A 19,307-nucleotide genomic window follows, 5' to 3' on the forward strand; every position below is an offset into this window, starting at 1 on the left:
ACGGTGTCGATCTCGAAGCCGAACGCGTCGATCAGCCGGCACTGCGAGTTCACCCTGGCCCGCAACACCGGGTCCAGCGGGGCCGCCGCGAGCAGGGCACGCCCGCGCACCCCGAACAGGTCGGTGACCGGCAGCCGCAGGCCCTGCTTGGCCAGCACCGCGTGCACGCCCGCTTTCAACCCCGATCGCCGGCCGACCAGCCGGCACCGGTACCGGACCAGCTCACGTAACTCCCGCACCTCCGGCGGAGCGATCCACGCCTCGGGCAGGCGGCCCATACGCAGCAGGTCCGCCAGATCGGTGGCATCCCGCACATCGTTTTTCACCCGCCGGGTCGTGAATCCCTTGATCCCCAGCGGATGCGCCAGATGCACGTGCGCACCCGCTTCCGCGAGCACGTCCGCGGCCCAGTACCAGCCATAGGTGGCCTCCAGCACCACCTCCGGCTCCTCACCGGCCTTGGCGATCTCGGCCATCAACGCCATTGGATCGTTCACGATCCGCACCGCGTCCAGCCGCTCACCCTCAGCGGTCATCCGCACGATCACCGAACGAGATCGGTGCAGATCGATCCCGACGAACTGTTTCCCGTCATACTCAGACACAGGGGCCTCCCTTGCGTGAGGACTTAGGCAACCCGAGTGTCCGCTCGGGACCCACCAGGAGCGAGGCCCCGCTCCTTCATCGCATCAAGCCCCAATCGCAAGCGTGCGTGGTTGCGTTGGGTTGTTCGGCTCGCCTCATTACCGGTTGCCTGCGTTCGCATTGCCCTGTCCGGCTCGGCTTCGCCATCGCGGCTTTTGTAGTGGGAGATTCGGCTCGGCTACGCCATTGCCTTGCCTTCGGCTTCGAGGTCGGGTTCGACTTCGGGAGATTAGCCCCGTTGGGTGCGCCTCGGCTGCGTGGGATTCGTTCTCAGAATTAGCCTCGTGGGTTACCTTCGCGGAATTGCGGCCCACGCGGCAGGAGTAGCGCGCGGCACGAGTAGCGCGGGAGGAGAAGCGGCCTTCACCCACACAGCCGTTGGCCAGTCAGCGTTGGCGGGGTGCGTCCCCGTGGTCAGGCGGCCTTCATCGGCACCGCGTGGCCGTGGTTAGGCGGTGTTGATCGGGTTGCGTCTGGGTTTGCGGAGCGGGTCGAGCCAGTCGGGTGCGTAGAAGGTCGGTATCCCGTTGACCAGCTTGACTTCCCACCTGCTCTGGTGGATCAGCGTGTGGTGGTGGCGGCACAGCAGCACAGCGTTGTCGACCGAGGTATCTCCACCGTTGGCCCAGTGTTTGATGTGGTGGGCGTCGCAGTGTCTGGGTGGTCTGCCGCAGCCGGGGAAGGCGCAGCCCCGATCCCTGGCGACCAGGGTTCGTCGGATTCCGGCGGGGAAGGTGCGGGTCTTGCGGCCGATGTCCATCGGCTGGCCCTGGCTGCCCAGCAGCAGCGGGATGATGCCCGCATTGCAGGCCAGCTGGCGGACCTGGTCGGCCGGGATGTGATCGCCGTTGTCGAGCATGCCCTGCCCGACCCGCTCGGCGAGGTCCTCGTGCCGCATCGTCACAGTCAGCGTGACCGGTTCACCGCCGTGCTCGGGCAGCTGGTCGGCGCGCAGCATCAAGTCGACCAGCTCGGCCAGCGCGTCACCCTCGCGTTCGGAGCGGCTGCGCTCGTCTGGGCCTTGCCCGGTGTCGGGGCGGGGCTTGGCCAGCGGATCCAGCAGTGCCTCGTACTTCGCACCGGTGACCTTGTCCAGCTTCGCCCGGATCTCCAGCCGCCCGTTCTTCCACTGCATCAAGTGCTGGTTGGTCAATGGTGCGGGCTCGGGGTCACGAGGCTCCGGGTCGTTCTGGAAGAGGCTGTAGGCGAGTTTCTTGCCCAGGCCACGGACCGTGACGGGCTCGAAGTCACGCGCGTAGCCCACCACCGTGGCCTCCTGCTCGGCAGGCACGGTCTCCATGACCGCCGCGACCGCCGCGACGTGCTCGACTGACAGCGCGCCCTCGGCCACCGCCGCCGCCGTCAGCGGAAGCTTGGGGGCGAGTTCACTGCCGGTCGGGGTGATCTCGTTGGTCAGCAGGGCAGCGTTGTCGATCCACCGCTTGGCGACGTGAATGTCCCAGCGGACGACGTGCCGCAACACCTTCGGCAAATCCTTGTAGCCGAGCTCGCTCGCGGCTCCGCGCCGATCCAATTCGGCGACGATCTGCAACGCGGCATTCTCACGAACCCGGATTTCCGCCACCTCGTCGACGAGACTGCGGAGCAGCTCGTCGGTGAAGAGGAGGCGGGTCTCGATCACGTGTTCCAATCTACCGCAAGATCACGAACAAATAACGGGCAAAGCCGCACACGATCGGGTGAACCAGCGATGGCGAAGCCGAGCCGGACAGGGCAATGCGAACGCAGGAAACCGGTAATGAGGTGAGCCGACCAACAAACGCAACCACGCACGACTGCGATTGGGGCTTGACTTTGGGTGCGAGGTGCTATGCTGGTTGGATCGGCCGGGCTCCTTATGCCCGGCTTTTTAAGGCCGATGTGCGCCTCGCAAGGGCCCCGAAGTCATCTATGAAGGAGCGGGGCCGGTCAAGTCCGTTGCGGGGCTTGTTTTCGGGGGTTTTCGGCTGTTTGTGGGCAGGCGTGTCCGGCGACGGGGTCAATGACCGGCCGCAGGCCGCCCCCGGAGGGGGCCGGAGGGTCTTGACGCCGTCGCTGGACGGGTCACGCTGCTGAGGGCCGAAAGCCCCTCTTTGTGTTGTGTGGGGTCGCGTTCACCGTGCCGGGGTCTGTTCCCGGTGGCAGACCAGTTGCCTGGTTGCCGGTCATCTATTCGCAGGTGTGTGCGTGGTGGGGTGCGACCGTGACCGGGCGGGGTCAATCAAGACCACGACCACGCCACCGGGTGGTGGGGGTCAGACTTCGGGCGATCCGCGTCCGGTCACGACCAGGCCCGCGGCTCATGCCGCGGCGTCCGGTGAACTGGTGGTGTCCGGTGAACTGGTGGTGGCGCGCGGGTCCAGGGCACGGATGTGCCCGTCCCGCAGGCCGAAATAGACCAGGGTGAGCAGTCGGCGGGCGACGGCGACGGTGGCGATACCGCGACCGCGGCGCTGGCGGATGCCGTCACGGGTGGCGACTGGCCAGCCCGCGCTGGCGGGGATCTTCTGGGCGGCCTCGACCAGCGCCCAGCGCAGCAGGCGCGAGCCCTGCTTGGTGATGTGACCACGCCGCACCGTGCGGTCGGACTCGTAGTGTTTCGGGGTCAGCCCGGCCCACGAGCACAGCTGCCGCGGCCCGGCGAACCGGTGCACGTCCCCGATCTCGGCAACGATCACCGCCGCGAGGATCGGGCCGATACCGGGGACCTGCTGGATTACCGCCCAGCCCGGGTCCTTCGCGGCCCGGCGCAGCAGCAGGCCGGTGACGGTGTCGATCTCGAAATCGAACGCCTCGATCAGCCGGCACAGCGAGTTCGCCCTGGCCCGCAACACCGGGTCCAGCGGAGCCGCCGCGAGCAGGGCACGCCCCCGCACCCCGAACAGATCGGTGACCGGCAGCCGCAGGCCCTGCTTGGCCAGCACCGCGTGCACACCCGCCTTCAACCCCGACCGCCGACCGACCAACCGGCACCGATACCGCACCAGCTCCCGCAACTCCCGCACCGCCGGCGGGGCGATCCACGCCTCCGGCAACCGGCCCATCCGCAGCAGATCCGCCAGATCCGTGGCATCCCGCACATCGTTCTTCACCCGCCGGGTCGTGAAACCCTTGATCCCCAGAGGATGCGCCAGATGCACCCGCGCGCCAGCCCCGGCCAGAACATCCACGGCCCAGTACCAGCCGTACGTGGCCTCCAGCACCACCTCCGGCGCCTCACCGGCCTTGCCGATCTCGGTCATCAACGCCATTGGATCGTTCACGATCCGCACCGCGTCCAACCGCTCACCCTCCGCGGTCATCCGCACGATCACCGAACGAGACCGGTGCAAATCGATCCCGACGAACTGTTTCCCGTCATACTCAGACACCAGGGGCCTCCCTTGCGTGAGAACTAGGCAACCCGAGTGTCCGCTCGGGACCCACCAGGAGCGAGGCCCCGCTCCTTCATCACATCAAGCCCCGATCGCAATCGTCGCGAAGCGGCGATGAAATGACCCGGCTCGTCATACAACCCACGCAACCACCAACACAAAGGCGACCACACCAGCAAAAGGTGACCAACCCCGCTGGAACCCGCGCCGAACCACCCAAGCCGACCCGCACACGGTCGAACCCGGTCACGACCACGTTGTTCGTCGCGCACGAAGTCCACCAGAGATCACAGGTCGCTGCGGTGTGATCGACGTTCCGTGTGGGTACCTCTCCCCCAGCTTCTCAGGGGAAGGAACACCACCATGCCGCGCCGCCTGTCCGTGCTGCCACTCGTGCTGTTGATCACCGCGGCCGGGCTCGACCTCCTGCACCTGCTCACCGGCAGCGAGGCGGTCGCTTACGTCACGTGGCACCTGATCGCTGCCGGCCTGTTGCTCGGCATCGCGGTGGCCGCCGCGCAGTGGCTCGACCGGATCTTCGGCGAGACGGCGACCCGCGCGTCCGGGCGTGACCTGGGGGTGGTCTTCGTGCTCGCGCTGTTCGGGGTGAGCTGGGCGTTGCGGCTGGGCCAGACGGGGTGGGAACCGACGTGGGCCGCCGTGCTCGCGGGGTGGGTCGGGGCGCTGAGTGCCGGTGTGGTGCTTCAGGGCCGGTCGCCTGTCCAGCGAGCTCAGCTCGACGGCGTCTCCGCCCGGTGAGCAGTGCCAGGAGCTGGTGCGCTGAGCCGCTCTGTACCGTGCGCGCGTGGAGATCACCGACGACCGCGTCTTTCCCGCCGCGCTGGCCGCGCTGAGCGGCATCGACTTCCCGTACGACTACGACGAGAAGACCGACACCCCGGATCCGGGCAACATCGACTACGAGCCCTACGACGAGTTCGACTCCGCTGAGGAGACCACGGACTGGATCAGGGCGTGGACCGGCAACGAAGAGTTGGACGGTGACGCGTTCCGGGTGTTCGGGCAGGACGGCACCGGTGGTCTGGCCGTGCTGTGGCTCGTGCGGCCGGGAGCGTTGGCCGAGCAACCCGTGGCGTTCTTCGGGTCCGAGGGCGAGGTCGGTGTCGTGGCGCGCAGTCTGGGCGAGTTCCTGTGGCTGCTGGCCGGTGGCGTCGGGCCTCTGGAGGCCGTGGAGTTCGGGTCCGACAGCGGTGTGCCGCACGAGGAACTCCGTGCTGTGGCGGAGAAGCACTCCGGTGTCGAGCCGCGCACGCCCGCCGAGGTGCTGGCGGCGGCGCGGGCGGAGTTCCCGGACTTCGCGGAGATGGTGCAGTCCTGGTGCAGGTGAACCGGTCATCGTTCCGGTCCACCAATGGTCTACACCACTTTGAGGGCGCGGGATACGCTCGACGAACCTGTTGTGCCGCGAGGTGAACAGGCCCTCGTCCTGCGGAGGCTTCATGAGAAAGCTCCTCGCGGCCGTGCTCCTGCTCACGGCCTCAGCAGTCCCAGCCAGTGCCGCCGCCGACCCGATCTACCAGGATCCGGCGCAACCGATCCCCGCCCGCGTCTCCGACCTGCTCGGCCGGATGTCGCTCGACGAGAAGGTCGGGCAGATGACGCAGGCGGAGCGCGGCGCCGTGAGCAACGCCGACCTGACGAACTTCCGGATCGGCTCGCTGCTGTCCGGCGGGGGTTCCGCGCCCTCGCCGAACAACGCCACGGCGTGGGCGGACATGTACGACAACTTCCAGCGCGCCGCGATGGCGACGCCGCTGGGAATTCCCCTGATCTACGGCGTGGACGCCGTGCACGGGCACAACAACGTCGCCGGCGCCACGATCTTCCCGCACAACATCGGCCTCGGTGCGACCCGCGACCCGGCGTTGGTGCAGCGGATCGGCCGGGCCACGGCGGAAGAGGTGTCGGGTACCGGCATCGACTGGGATTTCGCGCCGTGCCTGTGCGTCGCGCGCAACGACAGGTGGGGCCGCACCTACGAGTCGTTCGGTGAGACGCCCGAGAACGCGACGTCGATGACCACGCTGATCACCGGGTTGCAGGGCACCAAGCTGTCCGACCCCGGCTCCGTGATGGCCACCGCCAAGCACTACATCGGCGACGGTGGCACGACCGACGGCGACGACCAGGGCAACACCCAGCTCGGCGAGGCGGAGTTGCGGGCGGTCCACCTGCCGCCGTTCCGCGAGGCGGTTGCCCGCGGTGTCGGTTCGGTGATGATCACGTACAGCAGCTGGAACGGCGTGAAGACCCACGGCCACAAGTACCTCGTCACCGACGTGCTGAAGAACGAGCTGGGCTTCAGCGGCCTGGTCGTGTCGGACTGGAACGCGATCGACCAGATCGACGGCCAGCCGGGCTTCACCGCCGCCGAGGTCCGCACGTCGATCAACGCGGGTCTCGACATGATCATGGTGCCGACCGAGTGGCGCTCGTTCATCACGTTGCTCAAGGCGGAGGTGCAGGCGGGCCGTGTGCCGATGTCGCGCATCGACGACGCGAACCGCCGCATCCTGACCAAGAAGTTCGAGCTGGGCCTGTTCGAGAAGCCGCTGACCGACCGCTCGTACACCCCGGCCGTCGGCAACGCGGCGCACCGGGCGCTCGCGCGGGAGGCCGTGCGCAAGTCCCAGGTGCTGCTGAAGAACCAGAACGGCGTGCTGCCGTTGCCGAAGACCGCCTCGAAGCTGTTCGTGGCGGGCAAGAGCGCGGACGACATCGGCCACCAGAGCGGCGGCTGGACGATCTCCTGGCAGGGCGGCAGCGGGCCGGTGACGCCGGGAACGACTGTGCTGCAAGGAATCCGGTCGGCCGTGTCGACGTCCACCACGGTGACCTACAACCGCAACGGCACGGGCATCGACGGCAGCTACCAGGCCGCGGTCGCCGTGATCGGCGAGACCCCGTACGCCGAGGGTGCCGGTGACCGCCCCGGCGGCATGGGCCTCGACAGCGAGGACCTCGCGACGCTGAACACCCTGCGCGCGTCCGGTGTCCCGGTCGTGGTGGTGCTGGTGTCCGGGCGCCCGCTGGACATCGCGGCCCAGCTGCCGGGCTGGCACGCGCTGGTCGCGGCCTGGCTGCCGGGCACCGAGGGCAACGGCGTGGCGGACGTCCTGTTCGGCGACTACAAGCCGACCGGCACGCTGCCGTTCACGTGGATGCAGAGCGCCGGCCAGCAGCCGATCAACGTCGGTGACGGCAAGACTCCCCTGTTCCCCCACGGGTTCGGCGCGCAGTTCCCGGCCACGCAGAACGCCTACGCGCTGATCGGCGCCTCTTACTACGACGAACAGCGCGGCACGCAGGTCGAGCGGTGCACCGACTCGGGCTGCGGGCAGAACGTCGGTTACCTGACGCCGGGCGACTACGTGGCCTACGCGGACGTCGACTTCGGCGCCACCCCGCCGGCCTCGGTGACCACGCGGATCGCGTCCGGCTCGAACGCGGGTGGCACGCTGCAGTACCGCCTCGACAGCCCGACCGGTCCGGTGGTCGCCACCGTGTCTGCGGCGAACACCGGCGGGTGGCAGACGTGGACGAGCCGGACCGCGGCGGCGTCGGGAGCGACCGGGGTGCACCGGCTGTACCTGGTGGCGACCGGTGGCACCGGCGGCGATCTGGCGAACGTGAACTGGTTCCAGTTCGCCCGCTGAACGCTCAGGGCAGATCGGCGAGCGGGACGGCGAAGACCGCCCGCTCGCCGGGGGCCTCGGACTGCGACCAGACCAGCCCGTCGCTGTACCAGTGGGTCAGCGCCTGGGGGTGCAGCGCCCAGCACATGACCTTGGCCGTGGTGCCAGGACTGGTGCATGTCTTCGAGACGCCCGTAGCCCCGGTCGTCACCCGCCACAGCTGGCCGTGGAGGGTGCTCGAACTGTGGGCGACGTACCAGCGCCCGTTCCAGGACAGCACCCCCTGCGCGTTCGCGACGCCGCTGCGGTGGGCGGCGGTCGCGCTCACCGCACCGGAGGAGTTGGCGGCCAGCAGGTAGCCCGAGCCGAACGGGTACCGGAACAACCTGCTGCCCGTGCCGTTGTCGAAGTACTCGGCGGCCACGAGGGTGTCCGGGCTGGTGCTGCGGTCCAACGAGATCGAGGAGAAGCACGGCGTGCCGGTGTTGTTCGCCATGGTGCACGCGCCGGCGACGTACTCGTAGCGTCCGACCTCAGGCATCACGTACTGGTAACCGTAGGCGGCCCAGCCGTTGCCAGTGCGCCCGATCGTGGCCGAGCCGTCGGTGGTCTGCAGGATGTGGTTCAGGTCGAACACGCGGATGGCGACCTTGCTGCCGCCCACCGCGGACACGAGCAACTTGTCGCCGTACCAGACCATGCCGCCCACGTGCGCCTTCGCGGCGGCGAAGTTGGTGCCCGTGTCGTTGGGGTCGACGAGGTAGACCCAGCGGTACCGCGGGTGGGCGGGGTCGTTGTAGTCGATGAAGGCGATCCGCGCGTCGTTTCTGCGTTCGCCGGCCTCGGTGTAGTGCCAACCGGACAGGATGACCCTGTTGGCGCCCCAGGAACCGTCGTCGTCCGCGTCGCCCGAACTCGTGATGCCCTGCGGGTTCCAGGCGGTGGTGGCGGCGTCGCCCGCGTCCCAGCACATCTTCCTGGTGGCGGTCGGGTTGATCGGGAGGGACGCTGCCTCGCCGCTGGCGCACTGGGTCATCGGGTGGTTCGCGCTGGCGAGGACCTTGGTGACGTCCGAGTTGGGCAGCGCGGCGTCCAGTGCGGTGATCGCCGACGGCGGGGTGGCGATGTACTTGAGGCCCAGGCCGGCGGTGCTGATGGTGGTGAGCGGGTCGGAGTACGCCGCCTGGGCCGGGGCCGCCACCCCGATCAGCGCGCCGGCTATGAGGGCGGCTACGGCGGGCAGGCGAGCGATGCGTGCGAGCACGGAACTCCTCGGTGTGAGGTCGTCTGGTTCGTCGAGGGCCGGGTGGAGGTGGCCGGGTCGTCGGGAACCCGGCCACCACCGCCCGGTGGCTCAGCGCAGGCGCTTGTGCTCGCAGTAGATGATGCTCGAACCCTTGTAGTTGCAGACCTTGATGGAGATGGCGATGGACTCGTCGATGTTCTCCGACACCGCTTCGCACTTGCCGTCGGAGGACGGGTCGCTCACCTTGATCAGCACGGTGCCGTTCGCCGGGTCCCCGCTGTACGGACGGTAGATGTACCCGCGGACGCCCCAGCCGTCGGCCTTCGAGTCGCACACGGTGAGCGTGTCGCCGTTCTCGAGCCAGCTGGCGTAGCCGCTGTTGTCCGAGACGGAAACGCTCCCGTTGGCCGCGCCGGCGACGCCGGCGCTGAGGACGACCCCCATCGCGGCCGCCGCGAACACGCCTCCTGCACGGCTCACCAAGGAAATCTTCAACCTGACCTCCGCATTTCGTATCCGGTGAAGCTGTGGCCACACCGTCCGCCACCGCGCTTCCGATCCGCTTCCGATTCGCTTCGGATTCGCTTCCACCGGCGACCGGCCCGCGAGCTGAAGAACTGCTGAGGGATCCGCTAAATCCTTGCCCCGCACTGGTCAGGCGAATGAGAAACGGACGAAAACGACCAGATGAATTCCAGTTCACGGGTAACCTCGACAACGCCTCGGGGAATCAATGAACAAGACGGACGAAGTCCGTCGAATCTGTCGTTCGCCAAAGCAGAAAGACACCAAAAATGGATGCCTGTTTGCACGAGACAGTCGCCCTCATCGCACGAGAAAGGCCCGAAAGCGTCGCGGTGTCCGGTTCCGCGGTGCCGCGCTGAACGCCGACCCGCACGCGGTCGCCGAGACCGGCCGGATCGTCCGTCAGGCCCTGTCCGCCCAGGACGTCCCGTTCGCGGACCAGGTGGCGCTGGCCGGCCCGCAGACGCCGGACCGGCCCGCGCTCTTCCAGATCCTGTTCGCGTTGCAGGACAACAAGACCCCGACGCTGGACATCACTGGCGCGCGCTCCCGCTTCCACCGCCAGCACTACCTCGACCTGCCGCTCGAGCTGCACGCCGAGTTCTGGCCGCACGACGACGGCGGGCTGTGGATGACCCTTTACCACCAGCCGGACATCGCCGAGGCGACCGCGAAGCAGCTCGCGGCGAACTTCACCCGAGCGCTCGGGGAGATCAGCAGGTGACCTTGACGGTCGCGTTCGCCTGGAACGACACGTGCACGTGGTCCATGTGGTTGGCCGTGGGGCTGCCGCGGTCCTCCATCGGCGTGAAGCCGCTGCCGTCGTTGTAGCGCTGGCGCCAGATCACGTAGGTGACGCCGAACGCCTTGCGGTTGGCCAGCACGTAGTCGGCCAGCTGGTTGCCGGTGGCGGTGTCGACCATGAAGTCCAGCGCCAGACCGAGGGGGTGTTCGCCCGAGCCGCCGCGGCCGGTGGCACCGCCGATGTCCTCGACACCGAACTTGCCCGCGATGTGGTGACCGACCTGCGCCACGTGCGGCTTGACGCCGTCCAGGGTGGTCGGACAGGGCGGCGGCGGAGGGGGTGGCGGCGGCGTCGTGGTCTCGGGCGTCGTCGTGGTCACCGGAGGCGGCGTCGTGGTCGTCGTGGATGACGAGGACGGCGGCGCGGTGGTCGATGACGTCACAGCGCTGACAGAAGACGACGGGGCGGCCAGCAGAGCGGCGGCTCCGGTCGGATCGACCGGCTGGTCGGAACCCCGGACGACCCAGAAGGTCACGGCGAGGCCCGCGGTGAGCGTGGCGGCGACTGCGATGGGCAGCTTGCGGTTGGGTGTCTGCGGGGTTCTATGTCGGCCCGGCATTCAGGAGCACCTTGCGTCGGGGACGGGGGCATGTCACACGGCGGGCCATATTACGAAATGAACACGGCAACGTCACAGGCGAGTGTTCCTGCTCACATCTCCGCTGGTGAGCGGGTCGGCACAGAGGGTGACAGCGCCGGTGTCCGTCGAGGTCAACGGGGTTCGGCGAGCTCCTGCACGCCGATCACGCCGAGCAGTTCGAGCTGCGCCACCGCCGGGCTTCCCGGTGGTGGCGTGAAGAACTGCAGTCGCTGCCGTCCGTCCTCGCTGAACAGGTTCTGGCAGTGGACGTCCACGACCCCCAGCTCCGGGTGCACGATCCGCTTGCGCTCGCCGCGCCGCACCGCCACGTCACCGGTGTCCCACAGCGTCGCGAACTCCTCGCTGACCTCGCGCAGCCGTCGGGTCATCGCGGTGGACGACTCGTCGTGCCCGCGTCTCGCCACGGCCGCGCGGAGGTCCGACACCAGCACCTTCGAGTGGTGCGGGTGGTCCTCGGCCGGGTAGACGGCGCGGGTGGCCGGGTCCTCGAACCACCGCAGCAGGAAGCTGCCGGGGCTCGGCGGGCCGAGCAGCGCGGTGGCGAGGCGGTTCTGCGTCACGGTCTCGTGCAGGTCGGTGATGATCCGCGCCGGGGTGGTGCCGAGCCGGTCGAGCAACGCGAGCATGGCCGGTGGGACGTGGGCGGCGACGGTGTGCGAGTACCTGCCGGCGAGCCGGAACAGGTGCTCCCGCTCGTCGGCGTCGAGGCGCAGCGCTCTGGCCAGCGCGGCGAGCATCTGCCCGGACGGCTGGGCGCCCCGGCCGCGTTCCAGTTCGATGTAGTAGTCGACGGACGCACCGGCCAGCTGCGCGACCTCGTCCCTGCGCAGTCCTGGCACCCGCCGCCGCGGACCTGCGACCAGCCCGGCTTCCGCGGGCGTGATGCGGGCACGGCGCGACTGCAGGAACAGACCGAGTTCGGCGAGGTTCACCCGGACAGTCTCGCCGAGCCCCGCCGGCGGGAGCGAGGGGGCGACAACCCCTGGTTGCCCCGCGCCGCTCCGGTCAGGGTTGAGATCACCAACCACTGAAGGAGCAGCAATGCCGTTCGCCAACCTGAAGGTCCCCGCGGGAACGCTCACCGCGGAGCAGAAGGAGGTTCTCGTCGGGAAGGTCACGGACCTGTACGCCGAGACGTTCGGAGATGCCGTGCGCGACAACACGATGGTTCTCGTCGACGAGGTGGTCGACGGAGGCTGGGGCATCCGCGGCGAGGTCCTCACCCTCGCCAAGATCACCGGGCGGTCCTAGGCTCCCACGCACACGAAGCCGGTCGGACGGTCCAGCTCCTCCTGCGCCTCGGCCAGCGCCCGCGCGGGAGACCGGCCGTCCCGCAACCGGCGGTGCACGGCGACCATGAGGTCCTTCGTCTCGGCGTCCGGCACCGGCACGACCGGGGCGATCAGCCGGGACGTGCCGCGTTCGAGGAACGTCGCGGCCAGGCCGAGGAGCTCGGTGCCCGCCACGACGACCGAGCGGCCGACGTCGCAGGCGGCCATCACCACGGTCTCCGGCACCTGGTCGAGGCGCTGGACGTCGTGGACGACCAGCGGGCCGTCGTGCAGGGACAGCGCCGAGAACAGCGGGTTGCCGGGGTTGAGCCTGCCGTGGGCCGCGAGGTGCACGGTGCCGGCGGTGGCGAGGGCTTTCAGCACGTCGTCGACAGTCGCGTGAGGAGGGCAGGTCGTGTCGTGGATGTCCGCGACGGCCTGCGCCTCCTCCTCCGCGCCCGGCAGGCCCGGGCCGCTCGCCACCGCGAACGTCCTCACGCGGGCGGGGCGGCGGGCAGCGGTGCGCCAGAGCGTCGCCGACGGGGCGACGACCACCGGTTTTCCCTTGCACGACGGGAGAACCGACCACGGGAGGGAGTGCAGGGCACCGGTCGGCACGACCACGAGTGGACGGTCGTGCCGCGGCAGGAGCAGCTCGTCGAGCTTCTCGGCCGTTGTGCGCAGCATCTTCCGCAGCTCCGGGCGTGGCCGCCTGGCCAGGTGGCGCAGGGCGAACGGCACGCGGTCGAGCAGGTCGTTCAGCTCGCGGACCGTGCCCGCCCTGCGCAGGGTCATCCGGCCGTCCGCGAGGGTCAACGCCAGCACGGCGCCGTCGGCCTCGACGAACTGCACGAGCACCCGGTCACCGAGGTCCAGTTCGGACGGCCGGACCGGATCGGCCGGGGCTCCCCCGGACGCGCGCAGCAGACGGCTGCGGTTCTTGATCCGGCGTTCCAGCTCGACCTGGCGGTGTTCGAGTTTCGACGTGGGCACGCCCGAGGTCCGCGCGCTCTCCAGTTCGAACGTGGTGGCGCGCAGCTGGGGCAGCAGCGACGCGAGCTCGGGATCGTCGGGCGGGCGGACGGCCTGGTGGAGCAGGCGGCTCGCCCGGCCGCGTTCGGCCCATTCGAAGACGTCCGCCGGTTTTCCGCTGGTCAGGGCCAGGCGCAGGCCCAGCGAGGCCAGATCGGCGCGGTGCAGCGCGGCGTGGGCGCGGAGGTCGCTCGCGCCGAGAGAGGCGTGGTTCTCGTCGAGGACGCGCAGGCCGTGCCTGGCCGCGGCGGCGGCTTTGCGTGGGTCGTCACGCCGCAGCGCCTCGGCGTACCAGCCACGGGCGCGCAGAGTGGCGGGGCCGCTGGTTCTGGCCTGGGCGGCGATCGTGAGGTGCTCGGCGGCACGGGCCCGTTGTCTTCGGCGCTGGGCCACGCGGGCGAGGTCGAGGTGGGCCTCGACCACCGCGGCCGGGCGGCCCCGCAGCGCAGTCACGAGCGCCTCCGGGTCGTTGATGCGGCACGGCCTTCCCGCGTTCAACGCCGCACGCAGCACCGTTGCTCTCGCCAGCGCGGCGTGGTGGTGCCGGCCCTGCCTCAGGAACTGGTTCAGCGCGGCGCGCGCGTGCCGGCTCGCGGTGTCCCAGTCGGCGTCGTGGAGGGCGGCGTCGGCCAGGAGCAGCCGCATCTCCGGCACCCTCAGCCTGCGGCCGTCGTGCCGGAACGCCTGCACGGCTTCCTCGGCGTGAGTGCGGGCCTCGCTCACCAGGCCGACGGACAGCAGGAGCTCGGCACGGTCCCCGAGCACCGGAGCGAGCTGGCCGCCGTGGCGGGTGATGATCTCCTCGGCGCGGTCGAGGTGCTCCAGCGCGGCGGGCACGTCTCCCCTGCGGCTCTCCACGAACCCCAGGTTCTCGGCGATGATGCCGACGACCAGGTCCCGGCCCAGCTCCCTGGCGATCACGTCGGCCTCGGTGAGGTCCTTGATCGCGGCGGCGAACTCGTGGCGTTCGGCCTGGAGGATGCCGCGGTTCACCAGAAGCCGTTGCAGGGCGAGCCGATCGCCACTGCGGCGCAGTGCGCGTGCGGTGAGCTGGTAGTCGGTGAACGCGTCGTCGAGTCGCCCGAGGTGGTAGAGGATCACGGCGCGTTGTCCGCGGGCGCGGGCGCCGAGCACCGGGACCGCCAGGTCGACCTCGCGCAGGCCTGACGCGGCCCGCCCCTGTTGCACCAGCGCGAAGGCCAGTTTCATCCGGCTCTCCGCCGCCGCCACCCCGGTGCCGAGGCGGACGGCGCGGCGCAGGTGCGCGACGGCGTCGTCGACCTGACCGCACTGCGCCAGCGCGTAGCCCCACGCCTGCTCGGCGAGGGCGACGGCCGCGCGGCCGGCACCGGTCTCGCGCACCACGGCCTGGGCCGCCGGGATCGCCCGCGGCGGGTCCACGTCGGCGAGCCGCATCGCCTCACGTGCGGCTTGTAACGCGGCTCCCGGCGCCATGATGACCAATGTGCCAGGTATCAACGCCGGGCGCGGCGGCATCGGTTCGGCGAAAGCTCACTGCGGAGGCTGACATGAATTCTGACCAAGCCGAACCCGACAGCCTGGTCGTCGACCTGACCGAGATCGCTGCCGTCCTGCGCGTTCTCGAAGAGCTCGCCATCGCCGTCGACAGCACCGAGGAACTCCCCGCGTTCGATCTCGGGCTGGTCCGGCTCGCGGGCGAGGAGTTCGCGGACGTCGACCCCGTGCTCGCCGAGCTGCGCGCCCGGTTCGCCGGACGGTGCGCCGGCTGGACCCCGTTGCTCGGCAAGAACCGGAGGATGGCGAGCGTCTTCGGCGCCTATCCGCAGACCAAGAGCATGAGCCTCTGGGACCCGGTCGCGCTCGACGAGAGCACCGCCGCCCTGACCTTCGACGGCGATGCCGGCGACGGCGTGCGCGTCGGCCTGCTCGACACGAGGATCTACCGCCACCCCGGTCTCGCGGGCCGGCACATCGAGACGCCCGACGACACCACGTTGTTCGACAAGGACGCAAAGACCTCCTACTCGGTCGAGGAAGGCCACGGCGTGTTCACGGCTGGCCTCATCTTCGGGCAGGCACCGGGAGCGACGCTCGTCGCGCGGCACGTGCTGCGCGAGGACGGCAAGGCCTTCGCGTGGGACGTGGTGAAGAAGCTCGCCGAGTTCTTCGACGACGAGCACCGGGTCGACGTCCTGGTCCTCGCCAGCGGCTGCCGCAACACGCTCGACGGCAACCCTCCCGCGATCATCCACCGCGCGATCGAACGCCTCAGCGCGCACGTGCTGGTCGTGGCCGCCGCCGGCAACCACGGTGCCCTGGAAGGCATGACGAGCGACGCCCACATCACCCGGAACTCGGCGACGTGGCCCGCCGCGCTCCCCCGCGTCGTGGCCGTCGGCGTGACGGATGCGGACTACAGCCCCGATCTCCCGTGGGTCACGTGCACTGTTGACCCGAAGCAGCTGCACGCGCAGGACGACGACTCCCCGCCGGTGTTCGTCAGCACCTACCTCGATGCGCCCGAGGTACACATGCACGAACTGGGCGGCATCAAGGAGTTCACCGGCTACGCGTCATGGGTCGGCACGTCCGGTGCCGCCGCCGTCGTCGGAGGTGCGGTCGCCGCGAGGATCACGCCGGGCACGACGGCCGAGCAGGCGCTGACCAAGCTGTACGAGGGGAGTGTCGTCCAGCCGTACGTGTGGCCACGGCACAAGTCCGGCTGACGGCGCATGCTCGGCCGATGGAGCCGACCGACCGGCCGGCCGCGCTGCACCGGACTCCGACGAGCACGTGCTTGCCCGCTGCCTGCCCCTGGAATGACGCCCTGCCACCGTTTGATCACCGCGCGCGCCCGTTGGGCCGAACGAGTAGGGCCGAAAGGCACGTCAATGTAACGACCGATCGGCGTAGCGTTCCGCCATCTTGCGTCGACCACGCACGCCTCGGAGGAACGCGATGAAGCGGTCCGCGACAGTCCTGTCCGCATTTGTACTCGTCCTGGGCGGCGTGGCGGTGTCACCCGCCCTCGCCGCCCCTGCCGACGACCCCCTCGACGTCTACGTGGCGCAGGTGACCCCTGCGCAGGCCGGTGCCCTGTCCAGACAAGGCTTCGACGTGGCCGGCACCAGAACCACCGGCGACAAGGTGGAGCTCGAGCTGGTGCTGTCCCAGGGCCAGCAGAAGGAACTGGCCGGGCGCGGGGTGAACGCGCAGCTCAAGAAGACCAAGGACGGCAAGACCACCAGGCAGCTCGCCGCCGAGCAGGCCGCGGGCGGGTTCACCGTGTGGCGGTCCTACGACGAACCCGGCGGCATCCGCGACCAGCTGTACTCGTTGGCGCGCAACAACCAGAACCTCGTCAAGCTCGAGGTGCTCGGCAAGACCGGGCAGGGACGCGAGATCATCGCCGTCAAGGTCACCCAGGGCGCCAACGGTCTCAAGGACGGCGTTCGTCCCGCGGTGCTCTACTCGTCGACGCAGCACGCGCGTGAGTGGATCAGCACCGAGGTGAACCGCAGACTGCTCAACCACTACGTGAACCGCTTCAAGGCGGGCGACAACGAGATCAAGAACCTGCTCAAGTCCACCGAGCTGTGGTTCGTGCTCGTCGCCAACCCGGACGGCTACCAGTACACGTTCGACGCGGAACGGTTGTGGCGCAAGAACCTGCGCGACAACGACGGCAACGGCCAGATCACCGTCGGCGACGGCGTCGACCCGAACCGCAACTTCGACGAGCACTTCAACTACGACAACGAGGGCTCGTCGTCCGCGACCGCCAGCGAGACCTACCGCGGCCCGAGCGCGGCGTCCGAGCCCGAGACCAAGGCGATGCAGGGGCTGCTGGACCGGATCAAGCCGAAGTTCCAGTCGAACTGGCACTCCGCCGGGCAGTGGATCCTCTACCCGCAGGGCTGGCAGACCGGATCGCCCGAGGCCGACAACCCGATCTACGTGGCGCTGGCGGGCACCGACGCCAAGCCGGCGATCGCCGGGTTCGACCCCGGCATCAGCTCCGACGAGCTCTACGTGACCAACGGCGAGACCACCGACTACGCCGACAGCCGCAACGGCACCGTGGCGTTCACCCCTGAGCTCAGCGAGGGCTGCGACGGTTGTGGTTTCGTCTTCCCGGACGACGAGACGCTCGTCGAGGCCGAGTTCCAGAAGACGCTGCCGTTCTCGCTGTCGCTCGCGAAGTCCGCGCCCGACCCGGCGAACCCGAAGTCGAGCGTCGGCATCGCCCTCAAGCCGTTCTACCTCGACCAGGCGGAGCTGGACCAGGAGAACACGTCACTGTCCATGTTGGACTTCACCTTCGACAGGTCGTACGGCGACCCGCAGGAAGTCCGCGTGCTGGCCAAGAAGTCGCTCGGTGCCGTCACGGCCAAGTGGCAGATCGGCAACGGGCCGGTGCAGAGCGCGCCGACGAGCGAGTGGACCGGCGGCGAGCGGTACAGCGCGGGCAACTCGAACTACTACCACGTGGTGCGCGGCACGGTGACCGGCACGAACCCCGGTGACCAGGTCAAGGTCTGGTTCGAGGGCGGCGGGCAGACGAGCGACTCGTTCACCTACAGCGCCGTTTCCGAGTCCGGTGACAAGGTGCTCGTCATGGCCGCCGAGGATTACACCGGCGCGTCGCCCGCCAAGCCGGGCGTGACGGCACCGCAGTACCTCTCGTACTACACCGACGCGCTCACCGCCAACGGCGTCGCGCACGACGTGTACGACGTGGATGCCAACGGCCGCAAGGCACCCGACGCGCTCGGCGTGCTGAGCCACTACAAGGCCGTCATCTGGTACACCGGCGACGACGCCGTCACCCGTGAACCCGGTTGGGGCGCCGGCAACGCGTCCAGCCTGGCGCAGACCGAGCTGTTCGAGATCCGCGACTACCTCAACGAGGGCGGCAAGGTGCTCTACACCGGCCAGAACGCCGGGCACCAGTACGCGGGCGCGTTCGGCAACCAGGTCTACGACCCGTTCGAGAACAAGCAGTGCAGCACGCTGCCCGACGCGGCGCTGCGGTGCCGTCCGCTCGACGGTTCCGGCGACGGCGTGAACGACGTCCTCACCTACTGGTTCGGCGCGGCGGTCGTGAACAGCGGCGCCGGGCAGGATCCGGACACCGACGAAACGTTCCCGGTCAGCGGCGTCGCGAACCCGCTCACCGGCGTGTCGTTGACCCTCAACGGTGCCGACAGCGCGGACAACCAGGGCAACACCGCGTCGTTCATCACGACGAGCGGCCTGCTGCCGGTCAACGAGTACCCGCAGTTCGCGAGCGACGTCACCGCGATCTGGGACCGCCCCGGCGGCCCGTTCAAGCCGCACGCCGGTGACTACTACGTGTACTCCCAGATCAGCGACGTGTCGTACAAGCGGCTGACGCGGACGATCTCCGTGCCGGCGGGCGGCGCCCAGATGTCGTTCTGGACGTCGTTCGACACCGAGGCCGACTGGGACCACGTGTTCGTCGAGGCCCGCACGGCCGGTGGCACGAACTGGACGACTCTGCCGGACACCAACGGGCACACCACGACCGCGACCGGACTGAGCTGTCCGGAGGGCTGGCGCGACCTGCACCCGCAGCTCGACCACTACCAGACGCTCAACGCCGACGGCACCTGTTCGCCGACCGGCTCGACCGGTACCTGGAACGCGGCGTCCGGTTCGTCGGGCGGCTGGCAGCAGTGGAACGTCGACCTGACCGCCTACGCGGGCACCCAGGTCGAGGTCTCCATCGCCTACGCCAGCGACTGGGCCACGCAGGGCCTCGGCGTGTTCGTCGACGACATCATCGTCTCGACCGGTGAGGGCAGCACGTCGTTCGAGTCCGGTTTGGACGGTTGGGCCATCACCGGTCCGCCGCCGGGCAGCGGGGTGAACAGCAACAACTTCATCCGCACCACCGCCGCCGGGTTCCCGGAGGGTGCCGTGGTGAAGACCGCCGACACGCTCTACTTCGGGTTCGGTTTCGAGGGCATCTCCAGCGCCGCCGCACGCAACGCGGTGATGGACAAGGCGATCGACTACCTGCTCGGCACCTGATCAGCACACCCTCCAAGCGGGCGGCGCGGTGTCCACACCGCGCCGCCCGCACGCGAAATGCCCTGAACAGGCCTAACATGGAGGCATGGGCACGAAGACCCTCGAACTGACCG

General features: G+C 69.4%; 15 protein-coding genes and 1 pseudogene. 8 read left to right on the forward strand and 8 right to left on the reverse strand.

From position 1 onward, the window contains the following. From AOM45_RS06110 to AOM45_RS06120, 3 genes are all read right to left on the reverse strand, one after another. Positions 1-605 (reverse strand): IS110 family transposase (locus AOM45_RS06110; RefSeq protein ID WP_201779905.1); only part of this gene is annotated, 605 nt, incomplete at its 3' end. Positions 606-1,093: 488 nt separating this feature from the next. Further along, entirely contained in the window at positions 1,094-2,287 is a 1,194-nt protein-coding gene (locus AOM45_RS06115; protein WP_169792630.1) for an HNH endonuclease signature motif containing protein, read from the reverse strand. Positions 2,288-2,945: 658 nt separating this feature from the next. Further along, complete coding sequence (locus AOM45_RS06120; protein ID WP_059362249.1) at positions 2,946-4,016, reverse strand: IS110 family RNA-guided transposase; 1,071 nt, start codon at positions 4,014-4,016, stop codon at positions 2,946-2,948. A 366-nt stretch (positions 4,017-4,382) separates the two neighbouring features. Here AOM45_RS06120 and AOM45_RS06125 point away from each other — a divergent pair, with 366 nt between their 5' ends. The 4 genes and pseudogenes from AOM45_RS06125 (at position 4,383) to AOM45_RS52675 (ending at position 7,696) form a co-directional block, all read left to right on the forward strand. Continuing rightward, positions 4,383-4,778 carry a DUF2231 domain-containing protein gene (locus tag AOM45_RS06125; protein WP_030469703.1) on the forward strand — a complete coding sequence of 132 codons (396 nt, stop codon included), beginning with the start codon at positions 4,383-4,385 and terminating at the stop codon, positions 4,776-4,778. A gap of 46 nt (positions 4,779-4,824) precedes the next feature. Continuing rightward, positions 4,825-5,367, forward strand: a complete 543-nt coding sequence (locus tag AOM45_RS06130) for a hypothetical protein (protein ID WP_035911533.1) — start codon at positions 4,825-4,827, stop codon at positions 5,365-5,367. A 112-nt stretch (positions 5,368-5,479) separates the two neighbouring features. Beyond that, positions 5,480-7,282: pseudogene (locus tag AOM45_RS06135) on the forward strand (glycoside hydrolase family 3 protein); the annotation flags it as partial. Between the two features lie 27 nt (positions 7,283-7,309). Next, positions 7,310-7,696: a carbohydrate-binding protein gene (locus tag AOM45_RS52675; RefSeq protein WP_236703221.1), complete on the forward strand. Its 387-nt coding sequence runs from the start codon at positions 7,310-7,312 to the stop codon at positions 7,694-7,696. Positions 7,697-7,700: 4 nt separating this feature from the next. Here AOM45_RS52675 and AOM45_RS06140 read toward each other — a convergent pair whose 3' ends face one another. Together AOM45_RS06140 and AOM45_RS06145 are read right to left on the reverse strand one after the other, a co-directional pair. Then, positions 7,701-8,939, reverse strand: coding sequence for a hypothetical protein (locus AOM45_RS06140; RefSeq protein ID WP_236703180.1), 1,239 nt, complete (start codon positions 8,937-8,939; stop codon positions 7,701-7,703). A gap of 90 nt (positions 8,940-9,029) precedes the next feature. Beyond that, entirely contained in the window at positions 9,030-9,401 is a 372-nt protein-coding gene (locus AOM45_RS06145) for a hypothetical protein (protein ID WP_156094041.1), read from the reverse strand. 487 nt (positions 9,402-9,888) lie between these two features. Here AOM45_RS06145 and AOM45_RS06150 point away from each other — a divergent pair, with 487 nt between their 5' ends. Next, complete coding sequence (locus AOM45_RS06150; RefSeq protein WP_030469708.1) at positions 9,889-10,170, forward strand: condensation domain-containing protein; 282 nt, start codon at positions 9,889-9,891, stop codon at positions 10,168-10,170. On the opposite strand, the gene AOM45_RS06155 is transcribed toward AOM45_RS06150, so the two are convergent. Both AOM45_RS06155 and AOM45_RS06160 read right to left on the reverse strand, forming a co-directional pair. Further along, on the reverse strand, positions 10,160-10,810 hold the full coding sequence (locus AOM45_RS06155) for a VldE C-terminal domain-containing protein (RefSeq protein ID WP_030469709.1): 651 nt from the start codon (positions 10,808-10,810) through the stop codon (positions 10,160-10,162). The two genes, AOM45_RS06150 and AOM45_RS06155, sit on opposite strands and share 11 nt — an antisense overlap. 152 nt (positions 10,811-10,962) lie before the next feature. After that, positions 10,963-11,784, reverse strand: a complete 822-nt coding sequence (locus AOM45_RS06160; RefSeq protein ID WP_030469710.1) for an MmyB family transcriptional regulator — start codon at positions 11,782-11,784, stop codon at positions 10,963-10,965. Positions 11,785-11,893: 109 nt separating this feature from the next. On the opposite strand from AOM45_RS06160, the gene AOM45_RS06165 reads away from it, so the two are divergent. Further along, complete coding sequence (locus AOM45_RS06165; protein WP_030469711.1) at positions 11,894-12,103, forward strand: tautomerase family protein; 210 nt, start codon at positions 11,894-11,896, stop codon at positions 12,101-12,103. Here the strand turns inward: AOM45_RS06165 and AOM45_RS06170 are convergent. Then, the gene (locus AOM45_RS06170; RefSeq protein WP_156094042.1) at positions 12,100-14,610 is read right to left on the reverse strand and encodes a CHAT domain-containing protein; all 2,511 of its coding nucleotides are present in this window, start codon (positions 14,608-14,610) and stop codon (positions 12,100-12,102) included. The genes AOM45_RS06165 and AOM45_RS06170 overlap by 4 nt on opposite strands. Before the next feature lie 74 nt (positions 14,611-14,684). Here AOM45_RS06170 and AOM45_RS06175 point away from each other — a divergent pair, with 74 nt between their 5' ends. Both AOM45_RS06175 and AOM45_RS06180 read left to right on the forward strand, forming a co-directional pair. Next, on the forward strand, positions 14,685-15,863 hold the full coding sequence (locus tag AOM45_RS06175; protein WP_030469713.1) for a S8 family serine peptidase: 1,179 nt from the start codon (positions 14,685-14,687) through the stop codon (positions 15,861-15,863). A gap of 232 nt (positions 15,864-16,095) precedes the next feature. Further along, positions 16,096-19,194, forward strand: coding sequence for a M14 family metallopeptidase (locus AOM45_RS06180; protein ID WP_030469714.1), 3,099 nt, complete (start codon positions 16,096-16,098; stop codon positions 19,192-19,194). Positions 19,195-19,307: the final 113 nt, after the last annotated feature.

Source organism: Lentzea aerocolonigenes (assembly GCF_000974445.1).
GTDB lineage: Bacteria > Actinomycetota > Actinomycetes > Mycobacteriales > Pseudonocardiaceae > Lentzea > Lentzea aerocolonigenes.